The following is a 20,496-nucleotide window of genomic DNA, read 5'->3' as shown; positions in this document are numbered from 1 at the left end:
TTTCGGCCTCTGGCGGGGGGTGCAGGGGGGCGGCGCCCCCCTGCGGCACGCCCGCCCCGGTCAAAGCCACCCGCCGCGCCCTGGTGGCCCTCGCGGCCTGTGCCGTCGCCGCGCCCGCCGTGCACGCCGCGACGGAGGCGCGCTGGTTCCGGACGAGTGACGGCGTGCGGTTGCGGTATCTGGAGGCCGGGTCGGGTCGGACGGTGGTGTTCGTGCCGGGCTGGTGCATGCCCGCGCGGATCTTCGAGCCGCAGATCGAGGCCTTGTCGCGGCGCTGGCGCGTGGTGTCGCTCGACCCGCGCGGGCAGGGGCAGAGCGAGGTGCCGGCCGGCGGCTATGATCCGACCAGGCGCGGCCAGGACATTCGCGACCTGCTGGCGCATCTCGGCGGCGGGCGGGTGGTGCTGGCGGGGTGGTCGCTCGGCGTGCTGGATGCCCTGTCCTATGCCGACATGGCCGGCGATGGGCGGCTGGCGGGGCTGGTGCTGATCGACAATTCGGTAGGCGAGGGCAGGCCGCCGCCGCCGCGGGCGTCCAGCTTCTTCACCAATCTGCGGCGCCGGCGGGATGCGACGGTGCGCGGCTTCGTGCGTTCCATGTACTGCACGCCGCAGGATGAGGCGTATCTCGACGGCATCGCGCGGGAGGCGCAGCGCATGCCGGTGGAGGCCTCGATCCGGCTGCTGTCCTATCCGCGGCCGCGGGAGTTCTGGCGGGACAGCCTCTATGCCGTGCGGCGGCCGGTCTACTACGCGGTGACGCCGCGGCTGCGCGGCCAGGCGGAGGCGGTGGCGCAGCGCCACCCCCAGCCGATGGTCGAGGTCTTCGACGGCGCCGGCCATGCCCTGTTCGTAGACGAGCCGGCGCGCTTCAATGCGTCCATGGAAGAATTTCTCGCGCGCAGGGCGGCCTGGGCCTGATGCCATCCCTGATACCGCTGTTTCTCATCGCCGGCGCGGCCGTCGGCGTGGAGATCGCGCTCACCCGCTTCTTCGCCGTCGCGAGCTGGTCGGAGTACGGCTACTGGGTGATCTCCATCGCCATGACGGGGTTCGCCGTCTCCGGCGTGGTGATGGTGCTGGGGCGGGAGGTCTTCCTGCGCCAGGCGCGCTGGCTGCTGCCGGCACTGCCGGTCGCGATGCTGGCGGTGGGCGGCGCGGGATGGATCGGCGCGACGCTGAACGGGTTCAATCCGCTCGAACTGCAGAACCCCGCCACCGCCGAGGCGCAGCTCGTCAACATCGCGCTGTACTACGCGGCGCTGTTCCCCTTCTTCTTCCTCGCCGGCCTCGCGGTGTCGCTGAACTTCGTCGTGCATGCGGGGGAGGTCGGGCGGGTCTACGGCTATGACCTGCTCGGTGCGGGCACGGGTGCGGTGCTGGCGCTGCTGCTGATGTTCGTGCTGCATCCCTTCGCGCTGGTGCCCGCCCTGCTGCCGCTGCTGGCGGTGGCGGCGATGATCTCGGGCGGCACGCGGTGGCGCGTCGGCGCGCTGGCGGTGCTGGCGGCGACCGAGGCGGCGGTGCTCGGCCTGGCCGCGCCGCGGGTGAACGAGTTCAAGGCGATCTACGCGCCGATGAACGTGCCCGAGAGCCGGGTGGTGGCGGAAGTGCTGTCTCCGCGCGGCGTCTACCAGTTGCTCGACAACTTCACCGAGCGGCTCGACACCGACGTGTCGAACAATGCCGGCGCGCTCGGCGTGCCGGCGCCGCCGCGCAGCTTCGGCCTCTATCGCGACGGGGCGCGCATCGCCGCGCTGCCGATGGAGCAGCCCGCTTCGGCGCATGCGGCGGCGTCGCTGGACGGCGCGCCCTATGCGCTGCTGGAGGCACCGCGTGTGCTGGCGCTGGGCGGCGCGGGTGGCTTCCGTGCGGCGGAGGCGCTGGCGCTCGGCGCATCGCATGTGACCGTCATCGAACCCGAACCGGTGCTGCGCAATGCGCTGCTGCACGGGCTCGGGCCGTCACCTGCGCCGGCGACCGATCCGCGCGTGACGATTTCCGCCGCGCACCCGCTGACCGGCGCCGGGCGCTTCGACCTGGTGGATATAGCCGGGGATTTCCTCGGCGCCGACGAGCAGAACCGCAACCTCTACACGGCGGAGGCGCTGGCCGCCTGGCTCACGCGGCTGGACGCGGGCGGCATGATCTCGGTGCCGATCGGCATCCGCGAACTGCCCGTCTACGCCGTGCGCGTGCTGGCGACGGCGCGGGAGGCACTGCGCCTCGCCGGCGTCGCCGAACCGGTGCGGCATGTCGTGGTGATCCGCTCCGCCTGGAACCTGCGCGTGCTGATCGCGCGCGAGCCCTTCGACGAGGCGCGCGTGCAGCGCCTGGTCGCCTTCGCCGACGAACGCTCCTTCGACCTTTCCTACGCCCCCGGCCTGCCTGCCGAGGGGCGGGAGATCTGGAACGACCTGCCGCCCGTCTCGCTGGAAAGCAGCACGGTGGAGCAGGGCGGGGAGGCGCAGGACGCGGTGGCGCGGGAAGCCGAGCAGGTGCTCGCCGGCACGCCGCCGCAGGATGCTTTCGACCGCACCCCGGTCACCGCCGACCGTCCCTGGCTGTCGCCGCTGGTGCGGCTGCCCTCGCTTGGTGCCGCGCTGGATCGCATCGAGATCCTGCCGCAGCAGGAGATCGGCCTGCTGGTGAATGTCGCCGTGCTGGCGCAGGCGATCGTTCTAGCCCTGCTGGTGTCGCTGCTGCCGCTGCTTGCGCGCGGGACGCTGCGGGTGCCCTTGCCGGTGCTCGGCCGCGCGCTGGTGTACTTCCCGGCGCTCGGCCTCGGCTTCCTGCTGATCGAGATCGCCTTCATCGAGCATGCCGCGCTGCTGCTCGGCGACCGCACCTCCGGCTTCGCGCTGGTGCTGACGACGATGCTGGTCTTCTCCGGCCTCGGCGCGATGTGGGCGGGGCGGGTCACGGCCCCGGCGCGCGCGCTGCGGGTCGCGGTGCTGGTGGCGGTCGGCTGCGCGGGGCTGGCGCTGCTCGCCGTGCGGCCGGCGGTGCTGGCGGCGCTCGACCTGCCCTGGATCCTGCGCGCCGGGCTGCTGGTGGTCTCGCTCGCGCCGATCTCGCTGGCGCTGGGCTTTCCCTTCCCGCTCGGCCTCGACCGCTTCCAGCGGGAAGGGCCGGCGCTGCTGCCCTGGGCCTGGGCGCTGAACGGGGCCTTCTCCGTGGTGGCGACGCCGCTCGCCAACCTGCTCGGCCACGGGGCGGGCCTGTCCTGGCTTCTGGCGGCCGGAATGATTTGTTACACAGGCGCAGTGCTGTCCTGGCCAAGGAGCCCTTCATGACACTGCCCCGCCGTCCCCTGCTGCTCGGCGCGCTCGGCGTCCTGGCCGCGCCGCCGCAGGTTCGTGCGCAAGGCGGCACGGCCTGGACGCGGGACGCCTACCTCGCCGCCATGCGCGCATCCGGCCGCGAGACGCAGATGACCGAGCAGGCCTTCGCCGCCATCCAGGCCCGCAAGCCGGCGGCGCTGCGGCGGATCGAATCCTACCTCAAGGCCCGCTTCAACGGGGAAGCCGACCCCGCCGTGATGCGCGCCTTCGAGCAGGTGCCGCGCGAATACTTCCACTACTACTACGAAAGCCGCGCCAACCAGGCCGGCAATGCCTATGAGGGCGACCCCAAGCCCTGGGGCATCGGCTACGGCTCGGCGCTGTCGGATTACCTCGGCCAGGCCTACATGACCCAGGCCTGCGCCCCGAAGCCCGAGCATGTGGTGCTCGAGATCGGCACCGGCTCCGGCTTCCAGTCCGCGCTGCTGTCGCGCATCGTCGCGAAGCAGTATTCGATCGAGATCATCAACCCGCTCGGCACCGCCGTGCAGCGCATCTTCGCGCCGCTCGGCTACGCCAACGTGGAAACCCGCGTCGGCGACGGCTTCTTCGGTTGGCCGGAAGTGCAGGGCGGCTTCGACACCATCATCGTCACCTGCGCGGCGCAATACGTGCCGCCGGCGCTGATCCAGCAGCTCAAGCCGGGCGGGCGGCTGGTGATCCCGATCGGCCAGCCGTTCCGGCGCGGGCAGTTCCTCTACATCTACACGAAGGACGAGGACGGGCGTGTGCGCAGCCGCAAGGATGTCGGCGTCTATTTCATTCCCATGACAGGAACGATGATGAGCCGCCCGCGGCCGCAGGGCGCGCCGAGTCAGGAACCGGCGCCGGTGCAGCCGGCAGGGTGATCGCCCGGGGGGAAGGAACTCCCCCTCCAGGAGACACGATCCCCCGGACCTGCGGCACCCTTGGTTCCGGTTCCCAAAGGCCTTTCGGCCTTTGGTGGGGAGGGTCCGGGAGGGGCAACGCCCCTCCCGGCCGAGCCGTGAGCCCGGATGCGGCCGCGCACACGCCTTCACCGCATCCGCCGCCACCCCGGGCCGCTCATCGCAGCACGGCGATCCCGTTCCGCCGGATGAGGTCGAAGTCGATCTCGGCGCCGAGGCCCGGCTTGTCCGGCGCGCGCACCATGCCGTCCGCGCCGATCTCGATCTCCTCCAGCAGGCCGTATTTCTGCGCTTCCTCGGGCAGCAGCACCTCGAAGAACTCGGTGTTCGGGATGCACATGGCGATGTGCAGGTTCGCCAGGTTGTTCAGCGAGTTGCCGCCATGGTGGATCTCGTAGTTCATGCGGAAGGCCTGGGCGAGGTGCGCGGTCTTCAGGCAGGTGGTGATCCCGCCCTTCACCGTGACATCGCCGCGCAGGTAGTCGGTCGCGTGGTTCATCAGCCAGACCGGATAGCTCTCGAGCCCCGTCATCGGATATTCGGTCGCCATGATCGGGATGCGCAGCGTCTGGCGCAGCTTGACGTAGTTGTAGACATCCTGGTCGTGCAGCGGGTCCTCGTACCAGTAGAAGCCCATCTCCTCGATGGCGCGGCCGACGCGCAGCGCGGTCGGGAAGTCGTAGCCCCAGGTGGAGTCGAGCATCACGCGGTAGTCGTCGCCGACGGCGCGGCGCACCGCCTCGCAGGCGGCGATGTCGTCGCGCAGCCGCTGCGGCGGGTGGATCTTGTAGGCGGCCCAGCCGGCCTCCTTGATGCGCAGCGCTTCCTCGGCATAGGCGGCGGCGGAAGGCAGCACGGCGGAGCTCGCATAGGCCGGGATGGCGTCGCGCGTCCGGCCGATCAGCTTCCATACCGGCACGCCGAGCGCCTTGCCGGCGATGTCCCACAGCGCGATGTCGATCGCTCCGATGGCGCGCGTCGTGGTCTGGCGCAGGCGGCTCCAGAGCTTCGTGTTCAGCCGCTCCCGCGCGAAGGGGTCCTCGCCCAGGATCATCGGCTTCAGCGTGCGGATCAGCGCCGCCGCTTCGGTGTCCGCGCCGTTGGTCGCGCTGCCGAGGAAGGCGTGGCCGGTCACGCCCTCGTCGGTCTCGACAGCGAGCAGGCCGAGCGTCGATTCGCCGCCGCCGGCCGCATGGGCGCCGTAGGAGATGCTCGGCAGCCCCTTCCAGGCGAAGAGCGCCAGGGTAACGTCGGTGATCCTCATCGCGCGGTCAGCTTTGCACGGTGATGTTGCGCTCGCGGATGACACGCCCGTAGCGCGCCTGCTCGTCGCGGATCAGCGCGGCGAAGTCATCGAGCGCGACATCGGCCAGTTCCATGTCCGGCGTCGCGCGCTGGCGCAGGAAGTCGGTGCGCAAGATGGCGCCGATCGCATCGGCGAGCCGCACCCGCACCGGCTGCGGCACGCCGGCGGGCAGCACCAGGCCGTGCCAGTAGCGCATGACGAGGTCGGGATGCACCGCCTCCCGGAAGGTCGGCACCTCGGGCAGCACGGCGAGGCGCTCCGGCGCGGAGACGGCGAGGATGCGGAACCGCCCGCCCTCGCGATGCGGCAGCAGCGAATTGGTGGACCCCGCATAGAAGGGCACGCGGCCCGCCATCAGGTCGGAGACGATCGCCGCTTCCCCGCGATAGGCGACGCTCTCGATGCTGACGCCGGTGAGGCCCGCCATCATCTCGATGAAGACGTGGGGCGAACTGCCGTTCCCGACGCTGCCCACGCCTTCCCCGGGCTTGGCGCGCATGTGGGCGATCGCCTCCTGCACCGTGCGGATCGGCAACGCCGCGCTGACGGCGAAGGCGACGGGCGCGCGATAGGCCATGCGCAGCGTCGCGAAATCCTCCAGCCGGTAGGGGATGTTCGGATAGAGGTTCGGGTTCATCACCAGGGTCGAGGTCGCGACCCAGCCGATCGTGTACCCATCCTTGTCCGACCGAGCGACGTGCTCGGCGGCGATCATCGTATTGGCGCCGGGGCGGTTCTCCACCACCACGCTCTGGCCGATCGTCTCGCGCAGCTTCTCGGCGATGGCGCGGGCGAGGAAGTCGCCGCCGCCCGGCGCGAAGGGATAGACGATGCGCAGCGGCCGCGAAGGCCAGCCGATGTCCTGCGCGATCGCCGCCGCGGGCAGGGCTGCGAGGCCGGCGACGAGCGCGCGGCGGCCGATGCGGATGGTCATCCTTTGGTTTCCTCCTTCCTGGCCGGCCGCTTTCCGCGGCCGTTCTGCGTGACATCAGCCCACGGCGGCACGGGCCTTGCGCTGGGAGACGGGGATCGCCTCGGTGCCGATCACCCGCGCGGCCTCGAGGCGCGCGAGCTCCGCCGGGGCCAGACCGAGCAGCCCGCCGAGCACCGCGGCATTGTCCTCGCCGAGCGTCGGCGCCGGGCGGCGCACCGCGAAGGGTGCGCCGCCGGCGTCGCGGAACGGGGCGGAGGGCTGGCGGTGCGGGCCGAGCCAGGCGCGGTCCGTCTCCTGCCAGAAGCCGCGCGCGCGCAGATGCGCATCCTCGTAGAGGCGGGTCGGCCAGCGCACCACGCCGGCCGCGACGCCTTCGGCCTGCAGCGCCGCCATCGCGAGCTCGGCATCCCGCCCGCGCGTCCAGTCGGCGATCGCCGCCTCCAGCGCCACTTCCCGTGCGCGCCGGCCGGCGGCGGCCGTCAGCGCCGGGTCGGCGGCGAGATCGGCGCGGCCCATGGCGCGGCACAGCCCATGCCAGGCGGCCTCGTCCGTCACCGCCACCGCGAGCCATCCCTCCCCGGCGCAGGGGAAGCAGCCATGCGGCACATGCTCCGGGTGCCGGTTGCCGAGGCGCGGGCCGGGCGAGCCCGTCGCCGACTGCGCCACGATCCAGGGCGCGACCAGCGGGAACATGCATTCGACCTGGGCGAGGTCGACATGCTGGCCCTCGCCCGTCCGCGCACGGTGCAGAAGGGCGGCCAGCAGCGAAGCGGCGGCGTTCAGCCCGCCGATCGGGTCGCCGTAGGCGAGCTGGTTGGTGGTGGGAGGCCAATGCGCCTCGCCGGAGACGCTCGGCAGGCCGGAGGCGTGCTCCAGCGTCGAGCCGTAGGCGCGGGCGTCCCGCCAGGGCCCCGTGCCGCCGAAGGCCGGCATCGAGACCATCACCAGGTCCGGCCGTTCCCGCGACAGCGCGGCGTAGTCGAGGCCGAGCTTCGGCAGCACCTCGCGCGCGTAGTTCTCCACCACCGCATCGGCATCGCGCACCAGGCGCCGCAGCAGCGCCGCGCCCTCGGCCGAGGAGAGGTCGAGCGTGATCCCCGCCTTGTTGCGGTTCAGCACGCAGAAGCGGATGTCCTTCTCGTATTGCCGCTCGGCGAAGAAGGCGTCGCGCGGATCGACGCCGCGCCACCAGTCCGGGTACTGCAACGCCTCGACCTTCAGCACCTCGGCGCCGAGATCGGCGAGCTGGCGCGTGCAGAGCGGCCCGGCCCAGCCCATCGACAGGTCCACCACGCGCAGCCCGGCGAGCGGCAGGCCGCCGGCGCGGCGGGGCGCGGCGGCCGGCCGGGCCGGGAAGGTCGCGGCGTCATGCTCGCCGGGCAGCGGCGCGCGGCCGCCGGCGAGCGGCGGTGTGCGGGTCAGGCGCTGCGGCACGGTCGGGCCCTCGAAGGCGGCCTCGCCGATGCGCACGGTGCCGAAGGCATCGCGGGCGCGATGGGTGGGCGTCGCCAGCAGCCGTGCGATGTCCGGCACCACGGCGAAAGGCAGGCGGCGTTCAAGCGCCTCGGCGAACCATTCATCGGCGGTCCGTTCCGCGAGGCGCGGCACGAACAGCGCCTCCAGCTCGTCGGCATGGCGCAGCCGGTCGATGCCCATGACGAAGCGCGGGTCGCGACCGAGCTCCGGCGCGCCGATCATGTCGCAGAAGGCGCGGAACTGCGCCGGCGTGACGATGGTGACGCCGAGCCAGCCTTCCCTGCAGCGATAGACGCCGAGCGGGCTGGTCGGCGCGAAGCGGTTCACGCCATGGCGGCGGTCCACCTCGGGATGCGTCAGCCCCTGCGTCGCCTGGTATTCCGCGATGGCCACATTGGCTTCGTGGATGCTGACCTCGAGCCGCCGCGGCGCTCCGGAGAACAGCGCGGCCGCCACCGCATTGAAGGCGGCGATGCCGCCCACCACCGCGCCGGCGATGCCGCCGAGCATGGCAGGCGGACCTTCCGCCGGCCCGGTGCCGGCAAGGACGCCGGCCAGTGCGCGGCAGGTGACGTCCGTCGCCGCGAAGCCGGCATAGGGGCCGCTCTCGCCGAACCAGGAGATCAGGGCCGTGATCGGTGCCTCCCCGCCGCGCGCCCCGGGTGGGCGGGCGTCGAGCAGCACGTCGAACGCGCCGGCGTCGGGCGCGCGCGTCACGCTGCGCTTGTTGGTGTTGAGCCAGGCGAAGAGTGCCGATTGGGGACCGGCGCCGCTCTCGACCAGCGGCGGCGCCCGGCGGAGCGGGTCGCCGCCCGGCGGTTCCAGCTTCACGACGGTCGCGCCGAAATCGGCGAAGAGCTTGCCGGCATAGGCGAGGGCGACGCCCTCGCCTGCCTCCATCACGCGCAGATGGGCGAGCGGCAGGGGGGCGTCGCTGTCACGCGGCATCGGGACGATTTCCTCCTGGCCACACCCGTTCGGGCAGCAGCCGAATTTGTGATCACTAAATTTCAGAAATTCTCCCGAGTCAACCCTTCGCCGCCGCGTTGATGGCCGGCAGGCGCCGCAGGATCGCATCCGAGTAGACCGCGATGTCCCGCTGCACCGCGAGCCGCGCCAGCGCCCCGTCGCCGGCGCGCAGGCCGCGGATGATCTCGTGGTGCGGGTGCTCCTCCGGCCGATGGAGGAAGCGCATGCTGAGCAGCGAGAAGTTCAGGGGGCCGCAGCGCAGCCACAACCCCTCGATGATGTGGAGCAGCACGGGCATCCCGGACAGCGCGCACAGCTCCATGTGGAACCGCTCGTTCTCGACCAGCATCTCCGGCGCGCGGCCGGCGATGCGCGCCTCGGTCATGCGGGCGTGGATGGCGGCCAGGCGGTCGGCATCGGCCGGGGTGGCCCGTTCCGCCGCCCGTTCAGCGGCCTTGCCTTCCAGCTCCATGCGCAGCTCGCAGACCTCCCGCAGCCGTTCGTCCGACAGGATCGGGACGCGGGCGGAGCGGTGGTCCACCTGTTCGAGCGCGTTCTCGCTGACCAGCCGCGCCAGCGCCTCGCGCACCGGCGTCAGGCTGACGCCGAGCTCCGCCGCCAGGCTGCGCAGCTTCAGCTTCTCGCCCGGGCGGAAGCGGCTGCGCATCAGTTCCTGCCGCAGCCATTGGTGCACGCGGACCGCCACGCGCTCCGGGCTGGCTGGCTGCACCTCGACGTCCACGAGCTTCCTCCCCCTCATCACACCCGCTTGACAGCGCCGCCAAAGGACGGACATTTGTGATAACAAATTTTCGTCCCAGGAGGAACCATCATGGCCGAGATCACCGTCGTCGCCGAACTCACGGCCGCCGTCTGGAAGATCGAGGCCGCCCCCGGCACCCGCGTGGCCGAGGGTGACACCCTGGTGATCCTGGAATCCATGAAGATGGAGATCCCGGTGATGGCGCCGGCCGACGGCATGGTGCTCGCCGTGCTGGTCGCCGAGGGCGATCAGATCGAGGAAGGCCAGGCCGTCGCGACGCTGGTGGCGTGACGTGATCGGCCCCGTCCTGATCGCCAACCGCGGCGAGATCGCCTGCCGCATCGCCGCCACCTGCCGGCGGCTCGGCATCCCGACGGTGGCGGTCCATTCGGACGCGGACGCGACGGCGCTGCACGTCGCCGCCGCCGACGCGGCGGAGCGCATCGGCCCGCCGCGTCCGCTCGACAGCTACCTCTCCATCCCCGCGATCCTCGACGCGGCGCGGCGCAGCGGCGCGCGGGCGGTGCATCCGGGCTACGGCTTCCTGAGCGAGAATGCCGACTTCGCCGAGGCCTGCGCGGCCGCCGGCCTGGTCTTCATCGGCCCGCCGGCGGCGGCGATCCGCGCCATGGGCGGCAAGGCCGCGGCGAAGGAGGTGGCGCGCCGCGCCGGCGTACCCGCCCTGCCGGGCTATGACGGCGCGGACCAGTCGCCGGAGCGCCTGGCCGCGGAAGCCGCGCGCATCGGCTTCCCGGTGATGATCAAGGCGGTGGCCGGCGGCGGCGGGCGCGGCATGCGGCGCGCCGCTTCGGCCGAGGAATTCCCCGCCGCGCTCGCGGCCGCGCAGCGCGAAGCCGCGGCCTTCGGCAATACCGCGGTGCTGCTGGAGAAGCTCGTCGCCAGCGCCCGCCACATCGAGGTGCAGGTCTTCGCCGACGCCGCCGGCGGCGTCGTCCATCTCGGCGAGCGCGACTGCTCGCCGCAGCGGCGCAACCAGAAGCTCGTCGAGGAATCCCCCGCGCCCGGCATGGACGGCGCGCTGCGCGCCGAGCTCGGCCGCCGCGCGACCGCGCTGGCGCGGCAGGTCGGCTATGTCGGCGCCGGCACGGTGGAATTCGTCGCCGATGCCTCCCAGCCGCTGGCGGCCGAGCGCATCTGGTTCATCGAGATGAACACGCGCCTGCAGGTCGAGCATCCGGTGACCGAGATGGTGACCGGCCTCGACCTCGTGGAATGGCAGCTGCGGATCGCCGCCGGCGAGGCGCTGCCGCTGGCGCAGGACCAGGTCGCCCTGGCGGGCCATGCCGTGGAAGCGCGGCTCTGCGCCGAGGACCCGGCGCGCAACTTCCTGCCCTCGCCCGGCCGCATCGCCGCGCTGCGGCTGGCGGAGCCCGGTCCCGGCCTGCGCGTGGATGCCGGGGTGCGAGCGGGCGACACGCTGACGCCCTTCTACGACCCGATGATCGCCAAGGTGATCGCCCACGCGCCGACGCGGGCGGAGGCGCTGGAGCGCCTCGCCACGGCGCTGGAGAGCTGCGCGGCGGAAGGCGTCCGCCTCAACGCGGCCTTCCTCGCGCGGGTGCTGCGCAGCGCGGACATGCAGGCCGGCGGCGTCGACACCCGTTTCCTCGAAGACTTCCGCGCGCGCGACGCCGCCGCGCGCAGCGCCGCCTGATCCACGGAGACCCGACATGATCGCCAGCCGTGCCCTCGATCTCGTCCGCCCTGCCTTGCTGGCGCTGGGCGGCAGCCTTGCCATCGCCGCCTCGGCGCAGATCCAGGTGCCGATGCAGCCGGTGCCGATGACGATGCAGAGCCTGGTCGTGCTGCTGGTCGGCGCGGCCTACGGCTGGCGCCTCGGCGCCGCGACGGTGCTGCTCTACCTCGCCGAGGGGCTGATGGGCCTGCCGGTCTTCGCGGGCTTCCGCGCGGGGCCCGCCGCGCTGGCCGGGCCGACCGGCGGCTTCCTGGTCGGCTTCGTGCCGGCGGCAGCCCTGGCGGGCTGGCTCGCAGCACAGGGCTGGACGCGCGGGGTGGCGCGCAGCGCCGCGACCTTCCTGGCCGGGCACGCGGTGCTGTTCGCCTGCGGCCTTGCCTGGCTCGGCCTGATGATCGGCTTCGATCGCGCGATCGCGGTCGGGCTGCTCCCCTTCCTGCCCGGCACCGCGGTGAAGACCGCGCTGGGCGTCGCGCTGCTGTCGGCTCTGCGAGGTATGCGTCGTGCTTGATCGTCCGGAAAAGACCACCAGCGAGGCCAGGCCGATGACCTGGCAGCCCGAACTCGAGGAACTGCGGATCCGCGAGGAATTCGCCCGCCGCATGGGCGGCGAGGACAAGGTCAAGCGCCAGCACGATGCCGGCCGCCTGACCGTGCGCGAGCGCGTCGAGAAGCTCGCCGATCCCGGCTCCTTCCACGAGGTCGGCGCGATCGCCGGCAAGGCGAGCTACGATGCGCAGGGCCGGCTGGTCGAGCTGACCCCGTCCAACTGCGTCTGGGGTCGCGCGACGGTGGACGGCCGCCGCGTCGTGCTGGTCGGCGACGACTTCACCGTGCGCGGCGGCTCCGCCGATGCCACCATCCGCGAGAAGCCGCTGATGGCGGAGCGGATGGCCAATGAATTCCGTATGCCCATCATCCGCATCATCGAGGGTTCGGGCGGCGGCGGCTCGGTGAAGACCATCGAGACGACGGGCCGCGCCAACCTGCCCGGCGGCGTCGGCGGCACCGGGCTGTTCAACTACACCACGCTCAACCTCTCGGCCGTGCCGGTGGTGGGGCTCGGGCTTGGCTCCGTCGCGGGGCTTGGCGCGGCGCGTCTCGCCGCCAGCCACTATTCCGTGATGACCAAGAAGTCCGCGATGTTCGTCGCCGGACCGCCGGTCGTCTCGCGCCTTGGCGCGCCGGTCACCAAGGAGGAACTCGGCGGCTGGGAGACCCAGTGCAAGGCCGGCGGCGTGGACCACGCCGTGGAGACGGAGGAGGAGGCCTTCGACTGCGCCCGCCGCTTCCTCTCCTACATGCCGTCCTCGGTGCACGATGTCTCGCCCGTCATCCCCTGCGAGGACGATCCGGAGCGCCGCGACGAGAAGCTGATGAACGCGGTGCCGCGCGACCGGCGCCGCGTCTACCAGATGCGGCCGATCATCGAGAGCGTGGTCGATCGCGGCTCCTTCTTCGAGATGGGCAAGCTGTTCGGGCGGTCGCTGATCACCGGCCTTGCGCGGCTCGACGGCCGGGCGGTCGCGCTGATGGCGAGCGATCCGTTCTTCTACGGCGGCTCCTGGACCTCTGACACCTGCCAGAAGGCGGTGCGCTTCATCGACCTCGCCGAGACCTTCCACCTGCCGGTGGTCTACCTGATGGACTGCCCGGGCTTCATGGTGGGGCTCGAGGCCGAGCGCAGCGCCACCATCCGCCACGGCGTGCGCGCCATGGCGGCGATGAACCAGGCCACCGTGCCCTGGTGCACCATCATCGTGCGCAACGCCTTCGGCGTGGCGGGCGCGGCGCATCAACCGGCGGGCCGGCTCTCGCTGCGCTATGCCTGGCTGTCGGCGCGCTGGGGCTCGCTGCCGCTGGAAGGCGGCATCGAGGCGGCCTACCGCGCCGAGATCGACGCGGCGGAGGACAAGGCCGCGAAACTCGCGGAGATCGAGGAGCGGCTGAACCAGCTCCGTTCCCCCTTCCGCACGGCGGAGACCTTCTGGGTCGAGGAGATCATCGACCCGCGGGCGACGCGCCCGCTGCTCTGCGACTTCGCGCGCATGGCCGATCCGTTGCGCCAGCCGGTACCGTCGCGATTGCAGATGCGGCCCTGACGGGCCGCGACTCCGGGGGGAAACGACAATGATGCACATGAGCAACCCTTGGGCGGGAGGGGCTTCGCCCCTCCCGAACCCTCCCCACCAAATGACCGTGTCATTTGGAAAGCCGTCTCCTGGTGCCGGGCGCGGCGGGCATTCCGTCCCGTCTCGACGCCCTCTGCGCGCAGATGCCGGTTCCGCCAATGGCGCCGGGCGCCAGGTGATGGTTTCCAAAGGCCCCGGGCCTTTGGTGGGGTGGGCCCGGGAGGGGCGACGCCCCTCCCGCGCCACCCGCATGGCCGTCTTCGCCGCGGCCATCCTCGCCGCCGCGCCTGCCGCGGCCTTCCCCGACCGCCCGGTGCGCATCCTCGGCGGCTTCGCCGCCGGCGGCACCAGCGACATCGTCAACCGGCTGACCGCCGAGGCGGTCGCCGCCAGCTTCGGCCAGCGCCCGGTGGTCGAGATCCGCACCGGCGCCAACGGCTTCATCGCCGCCGCCGAGGCCGCGCGCAGCCCGGCGGACGGGCACACGGTGGTGCAGTGCTCGACCGGGCTGCTCACCATCACGCCGGAGCTGCCCGGTGCGCAGATGCCGATCGATCCGGCGCGCGACCTCGTGCCCATCGCCAACCTCGTGCATTCCACCCAGGTGATCGTCGTGTCCGCCCGCTCGCCCTATCGCAGCGTGGCGGAGGTGGTCGCGGCGGCGCGCGCGCGGCCCGGCACGCTGACCTATGCGAGCGCGGGCATCGGCGCGGTCTCGCACCTTTCCGGCGCGCGCTTCGCGCAGATGGGCGGACTCGAGCTCGTGCACGTGCCCTATCGCGGCGCGGCGCCGGGAGTGCTGGACGTCGCGGCCGGGCGGGCCGACCTCATCATCACCAATCTCGGCGACGTGGCCGGGCAGGTGGGCGAGGGGCTGCGGCTGCTGGCCTTCGCGGACGGCATCGGTTCCCCGCGCTTCCCGGATGCCGGCCAGGTTTCGGAGGCGCTGCCCGGCTACGCCATCAGCGGATGGTTCGGCCTTTGCGGTCCGCGCGGCATGCCGGAGGCCGCGGTGGCGCGCTGGGTGGAAGCCCTGCGCACGGGCTTCGCCGACGAGGCGCTGCAGCGGCGGCTGCTGGAGAACGGCCTGACGCCGCGCTTCGAGGATCCTGCGCGTTTCGCCCGCACCATTGCCGACGACCGCGCGATGTGGGGCGAGACCATCCGCGCCGCGCGCATCCGCGTCGAGTGAACACCGACAAGGGGAGAGGACGGACATGAACAGACGATGGATCGCGGCGTGCCTGGGCGCCGCCCTTTTCGCCGCGGGCGCGGCGATGGCGCAGCCGACGGACCGGCCGGCACGCATCGTCGTGGGCTACGCCCCCGGCGGCACCACGGACATCACCGCGCGCGTCGTCGCGGAGGGTGTCGCGGCCGCCTTCGGCCACCGCGCGGTGGTGGATACGCGCACCGGCGCCAACGGCTTCATCGCCGCGGAGTTCGTGGTGCGCGGCCCGGCCGACGGGTCCCAGGTTCTGCTGTGCCCCATGGGCCCGATGACGATCAGCCCCGAGATGCCGGGCATGCACCTGCCGATCGATGTCGGGCAGGACCTGGTGCCGGTCGCCAATGTCGCGCGTTCCTCCTACGTCGTCGTGACGGGCGCCGGCAGTTCCTATCGGACGCTGGGCGAACTGATCGCCGCGGCGCGCGCGCGGCCCGGCGCGCTGACCTATGCCAGCGCCGGCTACGGCCAGGCGCAACACCTGTCCACCGAACGGCTGAAGCGCATGGCGGGCATCGACATGGTGCACGTGCCCTACCGCGGTGCGGCGCCGGCCGCTGTGGACGTCATCGCCGGCCGCGCCGACATCCTCATCACCAATCTCGGCGACGTCATCCGGCAGATCCAGGGTGGGCAGCTCCGCCTGCTGGCGATGGGCGACCGGGCGGGCTGGCCGGAATTCCCCGACGCCCCGCGCCTGCCGGACATCGTGCCGGGGCTCGAGGTGATCGGCTGGTTCGGCGTCTGCGGTCCGCGCGGCATGCCGGAGGAGGCGATCGCGCGCTGGGCAGCCGCCATCCGCGCGACGGTGGCCGATCCCGCGCTCAGCCGCCGCCTGATCGACAGTGGCCTGGCGCCGAACTTCGAGGACCCGGCCACCTTCGCCCGCACCATCGCCCGCGACCGCCAGGCCTGGGGCGAGACCATCCGGGCGGCGGGGATCCGGGCGGAGTAGCAGCGCCCGGCGTGCAGTCCGGAACCCTGTCCGGGAATGCGCCGAACGGCGCATTCCCGATGCCTGCATCGGCGCACGCTGCCGTCCGGCCTCCCGAGGACGGCATCCCGGCCGGGTGGCCGGGTCGGCCTTCCCGAGCGGCCGTTCAGGGCATGAAGCTGCCGCCGCCCACGTCGATGGTGGTGCCGGTCAGGTAGCCGGCGGCATCGGAGACGAGGAAGTTCACCACCTCGGCGACCTCCTCCGGTTCGCCCAGGCGGCCGAGCGGGATGCGCGCGAGGAAGGCCTCGTTCATGCCGGGGGCCGCGCCGGCGACCATGTCGCTGTTGATGCGGCCCGGCGCGACGCTGTTCACCGTGATCCCGAAGGGGCCGAGCTCCGCCGCCAGGTTGCGCGCGAAGCCCATCAGGCCGGTCTTGGAGGCGCCGTAGTAGGCGCCGGTGATGGTGCTCGGCACGCGGGCGGCCTGGCTGGTCATCATCACGATGCGGCCCCAGCGGCGCTGCTTGAGCACGGGGATCGCCGCACGCGACAGCATGAAGGGGCCGGTGAGGTTCACATCCATCACCCGGCGCCATTCCTCGGTCGGGATCTCCTCGACCAGGCGCTTGCGGCCATCGACCTTGGGCGAGATGCCGGCGTTGTTCACCACCACGCCGAGCCGGGACCACCACTCGCCCAGCACCTCCGGCAGGGCCTCGATGGCGGCCTCGTCGGCCACGTCGAGGCGGATGGCGCGGGCCTGGTGGCCCTCCGCCACGATCGCGGCGGCGGTCTCCTCGACGCGGTCGAGGATGTCGGCGAGGACGACGGGATGCCCCGCGGCGGCGAGCCGCCTGGCGACGGCCGCGCCGAGGCCGCGGGCGGCGCCGGTGACGAGGGCGACGCGATCGGCGTTGCTCATGGGGTCAGGATCACCTTGCTGGCGGCCCGCTGACGGGCGAGCTCGAAGCCTTCGAGCCCGCGTTCGAGGGGCAGGCGGTGCGTGATCATCGGCCGGAAGGCCTCCGGGTCGCGGGCGAGCAGCGCGATCACCCGTTCCCAGGTGGCGTGCTCCGAACCGTGCGAGGCGCGAAGCTGGTGCCGGTTGCGCACGAAGGTGGTGAGCGGGAGGGAGAGCGGCGCCGCGTGGATGCCGGCCACCACCAGCACACCGCCGCGCTTCAGCACCGGCAGCGCATCCGTGATGGAGGGCGGGTGGCCCGTCGCTTCCAGCACGACATCCACCGGCCGGCCGCCGGTCAGCGCCAGGACCTGGTCGGCGAGCGGGCCCTCCGCCACGTCGATCGTGTCGGTGACGCCGAGGCTGCGCAGCACCTCGAAGCGCGGCGCATCGGCGCGGCCGGCGACGATGACGCGGCCGGCGCCGGCGGCGCGCGCCATCAGCGCAAGGCCCTGTCCGATCGTGCCCGGGCCGAGCACCAGCACGGTGTCGCCGAGCCCGACATCGCCGACCAGCACGGCCTCCGCGGCGACGGAGAGGGGTTCCACCAGCGCGCCGAGCTCGGCGTCGACCGCCGCCGGCAGCGGCAGCAGGTTGCTCGCCGGCACCTTCACGAAGCGGGCGAAGCCACCCTGCGCGGTCAGCCCCAGCACGCGCCGCTCGGCGCCGATGCGCGGATCGCCGGGCCAGGCCGCCTTGCCGTCACCGAGGAACACCGCCGGATGCACGGCGACGCGCGTGCCTTCGGCGATGCGCGCGCCGTCGCCGACCGCGGCGACACGGCCGGCGAATTCATGGCCCATGATCACCGGCAGGTACGGCACCATGTGGCCATACCCGTCGGTCCACTCATAGGCATGGACGTCGCTGCCGCAGATGCCGACGGCCTCGACCTCGATCAGCGCCTCGCCCGGACCGGGCGAGGCGGGCGCCGGCAGGTCCAGCGCCTCCAGCCCGAAGCCCGCGCGCGTCTTGCAGAGCGCGAGCATGGTCAGAAGGGCTCCGGGTAGTGGCCATGGTACATGGTCAGCGGAGGCTTGGCGTCCGGGTCGGTCATGACCTCGATGAGCGCCGGCTTGCCCGAGGCGAAGGCGGCATCGAGCGCCGGGCCGACATCCTCGCCGCGTTCGACGCGAAGGCCTGCGACGCCGCAGGCGCGGGCGATGGCGGCGTGGTCCACCTCGGCGAAGTCGCAGGCGATGGTGTGGTCGCCGTACTTCGTGTCCTCGGCGTGCTTCTGGAAGCCGAGGATGCCGTTGTTCAGCACCACCACGGTGACCGGCAGCTTCAGGCGGCGCAGCGTCTCGAGCTCCGCCCAGGAATGGCCGAAGCCGCCATCGCCGCAGAGGCAGACCACGCGGCTGTCCGGCGCCGCGACCTGCGCCCCGATCGCCAGCGGCACGCCCCAGCCGAGGCCGGCGAGGCCGCGCGGGGTGAGGAAGCGCTGCCCGGCGCGGCGCGCCGTCATGTAGATGTTGATCCAGTTGGACGAGTAGGAGGCGTCCGCCACCATGATGCCATCGGCGGGCAGGCGCCTGTCGATCTCGGCGGCGATGCGTTCGGGGCGCACCGGGCCGCCATCGCGCGTGGTGACGCCGGCGACGAGATTGCGCCAGCCATCGATGGCCTTGCCGATCTCCACTTCCACCTTCGGACGCGCGGCGGCGCGCGCGGAGAGATCCTGCGCCAGCATCGCCTCGCGCAGCGCGGCGAGCGTCAGCTTCGCGTCGCCTGCCAGGCGCAGCGCCTCGTAGTTGCGGCCGATCTCGATCGGGTCGGGATCGATGTGGATGTAGCGCGCGCCGCGCGGGTAGAGCGTCCAGGAATCGGTGCCGTTCTGGTTGGTGCGGTTGCCGACCAGCAGCACGACGTCGGCCCCTTCGACCATCGGCCGCAGGTCGCGCGTGCGGGCGCCGAGGCCCATCGTGTTGCCGACCACGCCGAGCGAGAGCGGATGCGTCTCGTCCACGCTGCCCTTGCCCATGAAGGTGGTGGCGACGGGCAGGTGCGCATCCTGCTGCAGCGCGGCGAGCTCCTCCGCGGCACCGGAGAGGTGCACGCCGCCGCCGGCGATGACGAGCGGACGCGCGGCCTTGGCGAGCAGCGCCGCCGCCTCCGCAATACGCGCCGGATCCGCGAGCGTCCGGTCGAGCGGGAAGGCGCCGAGGCTGGCCCGCCGTCGCGACGAGGCCGCCGCCTGTTCGAGCAGCAGGTCAGCGGGCACCAGCAGCACGGCCGGGCCGGGCCGGCCGGAGGTCGCCGCCGTGAAGGCCATGTCCACGTAGTCGTCGAGGCGGTCGGCGCGGTCGATGCGACGGACGAATTTCGCCACCGCGTCGAACATGCGGATGTGGTCGAGTTCCTGGAAGGCGTTCCTGTCGGCGGTGTCGCGGTTCACCTCCTGCACCAGGGCGATGACCGGGACGCTCGCCTTCATCGCCTCCGCCAGCGGCGGCACGAGAAGGGTCGCGGCCGGGCCGTTCTGCGCCGTGACGACGCCGACCTTGCGCGAGATGCGGGCGTAGCCGTCGGCCATGGTCCCGCCCATGTTCTCCTGCCGATAGACGGTCTGCCGGATGCCGGCATGGGGGGAGGCGAGGTGGAAGGCCGAGGGCAGGCTCTGCCCGAAGGTCACGGTCACGCCATGGCGGGCGAAGGCTTCGGCCAGGCGCAGGGCGACGGTCGCGTTGGCGGGGGCACCGGTGTCGGGCATCGGGACATTTCCTGATCGCGAGGGGTATTTGCGTTTGTTGTTTGCAATAGCAAACGGCAAACATCTTGACGCGTCAATGGGGCGCGCGAACAATCCACGCCTCATGGACATGGACACCGCCCTGGCCCCGGTCGATCGCGAGGAAAGCCTTGCGGGCAAGGTCTATCGCCGCCTGCGTGCCGCGCTCATGTCCGGCCGGCTCGCCCCGGGGCAGAGGCTCGTCCATCGCATGCTGGCGCAGGAGCTGGGCGTGAGCCCGACCCCGGTGCGCGAGGCGCTGCTCCGCCTGGTGTCCGAGGGCGCGCTCGACCTGGATGCGCGCGGCATCGCCTGGGTCCCTCGCCTCGCGCCGGACCGCTACGCGGAGATCATGGACCTGCGCACCGAGCTCGAGGGCCGCGCCGCGGCCCGTGCTGCGGGGTTGGTGACGGCGGAGGAGGTCGCCGAGCTGCGCGCCATCCATGCGCGGCTGATCGAGGGCCGGCGCATCGGCGACGCGCAGACCGTGCTCACGGAGAATGAGCGGTTCCACTTCAGGATCATCGCCATCGCGCGCATGCCTGTGCTGCAGCGCGTGGTCGAGAGCCTGTGGGTGCAGGCGGGCCCGACCATCAACCTGCTGTTCGACCCGCCGCAGCCGACCTCGCTCCAGGGCCATCCGCACGCCGCCCTGCTCGATGCCCTGGAGGCGCACGACGCCGAGGGGGCGCGCGCCGCCATCGTGCGCGATCTGCGGGAGCATGGCGCGCTGCTTGCCGAACTGCTCAAGGCGAACCGCAGCGGGCCGCCCGCCGATGCCGGCACCCTGGGGTGACAGAGCGGACAGGCCGGGCACCAAGTGGTGCCGCAGCCGGATCCCCGCGCAGTTGTCTGGTAGCATCGGCCGCTGTTCGCGACCGCCGGTATCAGCCGTTTCGTGCCCTCAGACGCCGGGCGCAAACCTCCGGTTTGCTTGGCTTCGCCGGACCACCGGCGGGCCGCATTCCGGGTTCCCAGTCACGGCCTCGGCATGAGGCAATGTCTCGTGCCGCGGGTATGAGTGCCGGCCCGCCAACGCCGGCACCTCCATCCAGGTGACCAGGGAAGGAGGGGGGGACCGGGGGGAGTTCCCTCCCCCCGACCTTGTCGCG

General features: G+C 72.5%; 17 protein-coding genes. 10 read left to right on the top strand and 7 right to left on the bottom strand.

Annotation, left to right across the window (positions count from 1 at the left end):
- The first annotated feature begins 83 nt into the window (after window positions 1-83).
- Genes GXW74_RS11405 through GXW74_RS11395 form a run of 3 tightly spaced genes read left to right on the top strand, consistent with a single transcriptional unit; the run spans window position 84 to window position 4,191 of the window.
- Window positions 84-920: an alpha/beta fold hydrolase gene (locus GXW74_RS11405; RefSeq protein ID WP_211846628.1), complete on the top strand. Its 837-nt coding sequence runs from the start codon at window positions 84-86 to the stop codon at window positions 918-920.
- Entirely contained in the window at window positions 920-3,295 is a 2,376-nt protein-coding gene (locus tag GXW74_RS11400) for a spermidine synthase family protein (RefSeq protein WP_211846627.1), read from the top strand. Before GXW74_RS11405 ends, GXW74_RS11400 begins: the two co-directional genes overlap by 1 nt.
- A complete protein-coding gene (locus GXW74_RS11395) occupies window positions 3,292-4,191 on the top strand; it encodes a protein-L-isoaspartate O-methyltransferase family protein (protein ID WP_211846626.1) in 900 nt (299 codons plus the stop codon). Before GXW74_RS11400 ends, GXW74_RS11395 begins: the two co-directional genes overlap by 4 nt.
- Before the next feature lie 196 nt (window positions 4,192-4,387).
- Here GXW74_RS11395 and GXW74_RS11390 read toward each other — a convergent pair whose 3' ends face one another.
- The 4 genes from GXW74_RS11390 to GXW74_RS11375 form a co-directional block, all read right to left on the bottom strand.
- Window positions 4,388-5,494, bottom strand: coding sequence for an enolase C-terminal domain-like protein (locus tag GXW74_RS11390; RefSeq protein WP_211846625.1), 1,107 nt, complete (start codon window positions 5,492-5,494; stop codon window positions 4,388-4,390).
- A gap of 7 nt (window positions 5,495-5,501) precedes the next feature.
- The gene (locus tag GXW74_RS11385; protein WP_211846624.1) at window positions 5,502-6,470 is read right to left on the bottom strand and encodes a Bug family tripartite tricarboxylate transporter substrate binding protein; all 969 of its coding nucleotides are present in this window, start codon (window positions 6,468-6,470) and stop codon (window positions 5,502-5,504) included.
- Between the two features lie 54 nt (window positions 6,471-6,524).
- Window positions 6,525-8,894, bottom strand: coding sequence for a CaiB/BaiF CoA-transferase family protein (locus GXW74_RS11380; protein ID WP_211846623.1), 2,370 nt, complete (start codon window positions 8,892-8,894; stop codon window positions 6,525-6,527).
- A 79-nt stretch (window positions 8,895-8,973) separates the two neighbouring features.
- Window positions 8,974-9,657, bottom strand: a complete 684-nt coding sequence (locus tag GXW74_RS11375; protein WP_211846622.1) for a GntR family transcriptional regulator — start codon at window positions 9,655-9,657, stop codon at window positions 8,974-8,976.
- Window positions 9,658-9,747: 90 nt separating this feature from the next.
- Here GXW74_RS11375 and GXW74_RS11370 point away from each other — a divergent pair, with 90 nt between their 5' ends.
- The 6 genes from GXW74_RS11370 to GXW74_RS11345 all read left to right on the top strand — a co-directional run bounded on the left by GXW74_RS11370 (window position 9,748) and on the right by GXW74_RS11345 (window position 15,710).
- Window positions 9,748-9,969, top strand: a complete 222-nt coding sequence (locus tag GXW74_RS11370) for a biotin/lipoyl-binding carrier protein (protein ID WP_211846621.1) — start codon at window positions 9,748-9,750, stop codon at window positions 9,967-9,969.
- 1 nt (window position 9,970) lies between these two features.
- Window positions 9,971-11,353 (top strand): acetyl-CoA carboxylase biotin carboxylase subunit, encoded by a 1,383-nt coding sequence (locus tag GXW74_RS11365; RefSeq protein WP_211846620.1) that lies wholly within the window; start codon window positions 9,971-9,973, stop codon window positions 11,351-11,353.
- 16 nt (window positions 11,354-11,369) lie between these two features.
- On the top strand, window positions 11,370-11,906 hold the full coding sequence (locus GXW74_RS11360; RefSeq protein WP_211846619.1) for a biotin transporter BioY: 537 nt from the start codon (window positions 11,370-11,372) through the stop codon (window positions 11,904-11,906).
- Between the two features lie 34 nt (window positions 11,907-11,940).
- Window positions 11,941-13,497 carry an acyl-CoA carboxylase subunit beta gene (locus tag GXW74_RS11355; protein WP_211846618.1) on the top strand — a complete coding sequence of 519 codons (1,557 nt, stop codon included), beginning with the start codon at window positions 11,941-11,943 and terminating at the stop codon, window positions 13,495-13,497.
- 280 nt (window positions 13,498-13,777) lie between these two features.
- Window positions 13,778-14,719, top strand: a complete 942-nt coding sequence (locus GXW74_RS11350; protein WP_211846617.1) for a Bug family tripartite tricarboxylate transporter substrate binding protein — start codon at window positions 13,778-13,780, stop codon at window positions 14,717-14,719.
- A gap of 25 nt (window positions 14,720-14,744) precedes the next feature.
- A complete protein-coding gene (locus GXW74_RS11345) occupies window positions 14,745-15,710 on the top strand; it encodes a Bug family tripartite tricarboxylate transporter substrate binding protein (protein ID WP_211846616.1) in 966 nt (321 codons plus the stop codon).
- Window positions 15,711-15,855: 145 nt separating this feature from the next.
- On the opposite strand, the gene GXW74_RS11340 is transcribed toward GXW74_RS11345, so the two are convergent.
- The 3 genes from GXW74_RS11340 to GXW74_RS11330 are packed head-to-tail and all read right to left on the bottom strand — an operon-like array spanning window position 15,856 to window position 19,366.
- Complete coding sequence (locus tag GXW74_RS11340) at window positions 15,856-16,614, bottom strand: SDR family NAD(P)-dependent oxidoreductase (RefSeq protein WP_211846615.1); 759 nt, start codon at window positions 16,612-16,614, stop codon at window positions 15,856-15,858.
- Entirely contained in the window at window positions 16,611-17,642 is a 1,032-nt protein-coding gene (locus tag GXW74_RS11335) for a zinc-dependent alcohol dehydrogenase (RefSeq protein ID WP_211846614.1), read from the bottom strand. Before GXW74_RS11335 ends, GXW74_RS11340 begins: the two co-directional genes overlap by 4 nt.
- 2 nt (window positions 17,643-17,644) lie before the next feature.
- Complete coding sequence (locus GXW74_RS11330) at window positions 17,645-19,366, bottom strand: acetolactate synthase catalytic subunit (protein ID WP_211846613.1); 1,722 nt, start codon at window positions 19,364-19,366, stop codon at window positions 17,645-17,647.
- A 103-nt stretch (window positions 19,367-19,469) separates the two neighbouring features.
- Here GXW74_RS11330 and GXW74_RS11325 point away from each other — a divergent pair, with 103 nt between their 5' ends.
- Window positions 19,470-20,180 carry a GntR family transcriptional regulator gene (locus GXW74_RS11325; RefSeq protein WP_211846612.1) on the top strand — a complete coding sequence of 237 codons (711 nt, stop codon included), beginning with the start codon at window positions 19,470-19,472 and terminating at the stop codon, window positions 20,178-20,180.
- Window positions 20,181-20,496: the final 316 nt, after the last annotated feature.

This window comes from Neoroseomonas eburnea, from assembly GCF_018129005.1.
GTDB lineage: Bacteria > Pseudomonadota > Alphaproteobacteria > Acetobacterales > Acetobacteraceae > Neoroseomonas > Neoroseomonas eburnea.
Note: the sequence above shows the minus strand (reverse complement) of the source record. Positions and strands in the feature narration are given on the sequence as shown.